Raw genomic sequence first — 2,810 nt, 5'->3', positions numbered from 1 at the left:
TGTTTTGTCCGCAGGAAAGTGGTGCGCTTGATTTCTATGCAATCGCCCTGCTCATGGCTATTATTCGGGCCTCATTGTGAGGCGAGACCTGCATGCTGACGTTGTTGAATCTTTTAAAGGATGGTCGATTCCATTCCGGTGAGGCCTTGGGGCTTGCCCTGGGAATCAGTCGAAGCGCGGTGTGGAAGCAGCTTCAGCATCTTGAGGCTGAGCTCGGATTGTCAATTAACAAAGTCCGGGGCAGAGGCTATCAACTGGCTGCGCCCCTGACGCTGCTCGACCCCCTGAAGATTGGTGCCTTGGCAGCGGTTTGGCCGATTACAGTCTTTGACTCCATTGACTCCACTAACGCAGAGGCGCTTCGCGCGATCAATCAGGGTCGAGCGGCGCCGTTTCTGGTATTGGCAGAGCGACAGATTTCCGGTCGTGGTCGCCGGGGGCGTAAGTGGGTAAGCCCTTTTGCTGAAAATCTCTACTACAGCCTGGTTCTGCGCATAGAAGGTGGCATGCGTCAGCTTGAGGGCTTGAGTCTGGTGGTCGGTTTGGCTGTTATGCACGCCTTGCGAAAGCTGGGGGTGGCGGGCGCAGGATTGAAGTGGCCCAACGATGTGCTGGTCGGAGACAAGAAAATCGCCGGTATTCTTCTTGAGCTAGTCGGGGATCCTGCAGATGTTTGCCATGTGGTGCTGGGTATTGGCGTTAATGTAAACATGCAGGTTGCCGAGGAAGTTGACCAGCAATGGACGTCGATACGACTGGAAACGGGCAAAAGCTGCGATCGCAACCACTTGGTAGCTGAGCTGAGCGAGCAGCTACGCGGCTATATCCAGCGCCATCAGGTTGATGGTTTCTCTGCGTTCCAGGAGGAGTGGGAAAAGGATCACATGTGGCAAGGTCGCCCGGTTTCTTTGATTGCCGGCGTTAGTCATATAGAAGGCGTAGTGCTTGGCATTGATAGCCAAGGTGCGCTGCGCTTGAAGGTGGACGGCGTGGAAAAAGTTTTTAGTGGTGGTGAGCTCAGCCTGAGGTTGCGTGATGATTCTTGAGCTCGACTGTGGGAATAGCTTTATCAAGTGGCGCGTATTGAATACGGCTGCTGGCGGTCTTTTCGCGGAAGGTGTTGTCGACTCGGATCAAGCTCTGGTGGATAGCTTGTTTGCATTTGAGAGCTTGTCGTTGCGCAAATGTCGGTTGGTCAGCGTAAGAACCAGCGAAGAAACTGCTGCGCTCACCCGAATTCTCGAGCAGACGTTCGGCATCTCGGTCGTGTGCGCCAAGTCGGCCAGTGAAATGTCTGGTGTCAGGAATGGCTATGACGACTATGAACGCTTGGGACTGGATCGCTGGTTGGCGATGCTCGGTGGCTTTCATCTGGCTGCCAGCGCCTGTCTGATTCTGGATTTTGGCACTGCTGTGACGGCCGACTTTATTAATGCCGAAGGTGAGCACCTGGGGGGATTCATTTGCCCAGGGATGCCCTTGATGCGTAACCAGTTACGTACGCATACCCGGAAAATCCGTTATGGGGACTTGGCTGCCGAAAAAGCGTTGACGAGCCATGCTCCGGGGCGCAGTACCGTCGAGGCGGTGGAGCGAGGGTGCTCTTTAATGTTGAGAGGTTTCGTTCTGACCCAGATGGAAATGGCTCGATCCTATTGGGGGGAGCGCTTTGCTGTCTTTATTACCGGTGGCGATGCTGGATTGGTGGCGGACGTCGTGCCTGATGCTCGGATCGTCCCTGACCTGGTATTTGTAGGGTTGGCGATGGCGTGTCCTTTAACTTGAGGTTTGTATGCGTTGGTTGTTCCTGCTGCTCGTTGTTCTCAATGTGTTCTATTACGTCTGGCATCAGCAGGAGGCACCCTTGCGTGCAAAAGATGTCACTCCTCTCAGCATGTACCGCGGGTCCCAGCAAGATATTCGCTTATTGAGTGAGGCGACTGGTAACTCGGCGGAAGTGCAAGGCGCGCGCCATGCCGGACAGGAGTGTCTGTTTTTGGGTGGTTTGACTCAAGAAAGCAGCCTTTCCGCGCTACAGATGCGTCTAGCGGGCATGAGTGTGAAGGTTCAGGCATCGCAAAAGGATCTTCCCGAGCCTGGATATTGGTTGCGCATTGCGCCCGAGAGCCAGCGTTTATTGGGGGATGTGCAGTTGCAGAACCTTTCCAAGGAATTCAATGAGTTAAAACATAAAATAATGCTGTGTGAGGGGGTTGCACCGCTGGAATAGTTTGCATAGAATGGCGCCCGCTCCACAGCGAACACCTAAACAGGTTGTCAAAGCGGAGCGGTGTCAACGCAGCTAACCTCAGGTTTTTAATGAGAAAATGCTTGACAGAAGGTCGGCATGGTATAGAATGCCGGCTCGCTTAGGAGGGGTTCCCGAGCGGCCAAAGGGATCAGACTGTAAATCTGACGTCTACGACTTCGAAGGTTCGAATCCTTCCCCCTCCACCATTTTTAGCGTGAGCTGCAAGCTCCGCGGGTATAGTTTAGTGGTAGAACCTCAGCCTTCCAAGCTGATGATGCGGGTTCGATTCCCGCTACCCGCTCCAAGTTTGCAGGTTGTGCAAAGTGTTACGCTCTTGTAGCTCAGTTGGTAGAGCACACCCTTGGTAAGGGTGAGGTCAGCGGTTCAAATCCGCTCAAGAGCTCCATATAACAAGGCAGATATGAAAATATCTGCCTTTGTTTTAATGGTAGATATCGTTCGTCTAATTCTTCTGTTGAGGGTGTTATCGATGGCTAAGGAAAAATTTGATCGTTCCCTGCCCCACGTCAACGTAGGGACCATTGGTCACGTTGACCAC

General features: G+C 53.3%; 3 protein-coding genes, 3 tRNA genes and 1 pseudogene. All 7 read left to right on the top strand.

Annotated features, from left to right (window positions below):
- The first annotated feature begins 92 nt into the window (after positions 1 to 92).
- Positions 93 to 1,046, top strand: a complete 954-nt coding sequence (birA, locus tag OC71_RS13475; protein ID WP_041069871.1) for a bifunctional biotin--[acetyl-CoA-carboxylase] ligase/biotin operon repressor BirA — start codon at positions 93 to 95, stop codon at positions 1,044 to 1,046.
- Complete coding sequence (locus OC71_RS13470) at positions 1,036 to 1,785, top strand: pantothenate kinase (RefSeq protein ID WP_041069868.1); 750 nt, start codon at positions 1,036 to 1,038, stop codon at positions 1,783 to 1,785. Before birA ends, OC71_RS13470 begins: the two co-directional genes overlap by 11 nt.
- 7 nt (positions 1,786 to 1,792) lie before the next feature.
- Positions 1,793 to 2,230 carry a hypothetical protein gene (locus OC71_RS13465; RefSeq protein ID WP_041069865.1) on the top strand — a complete coding sequence of 146 codons (438 nt, stop codon included), beginning with the start codon at positions 1,793 to 1,795 and terminating at the stop codon, positions 2,228 to 2,230.
- A gap of 142 nt (positions 2,231 to 2,372) precedes the next feature.
- Positions 2,373 to 2,457, top strand: a tRNA-Tyr gene (locus tag OC71_RS13460).
- 24 nt (positions 2,458 to 2,481) lie between these two features.
- Positions 2,482 to 2,555 (top strand) — tRNA-Gly (locus OC71_RS13455).
- A gap of 26 nt (positions 2,556 to 2,581) precedes the next feature.
- Positions 2,582 to 2,657 (top strand) — tRNA-Thr (locus OC71_RS13450).
- Positions 2,658 to 2,741: 84 nt separating this feature from the next.
- Positions 2,742 to 2,810: pseudogene (locus OC71_RS28420) on the top strand (elongation factor Tu); the annotation flags it as partial.

The organism is Pseudomonas sp. W15Feb9B (assembly GCF_000828175.1).
Classification (GTDB): Bacteria; Pseudomonadota; Gammaproteobacteria; order Pseudomonadales; family Pseudomonadaceae; genus Aquipseudomonas; species Aquipseudomonas parakoreensis.
The sequence above is the reverse complement of the archived record's forward strand: the minus strand, read 5'-3'. Positions and strand labels throughout refer to the sequence as shown.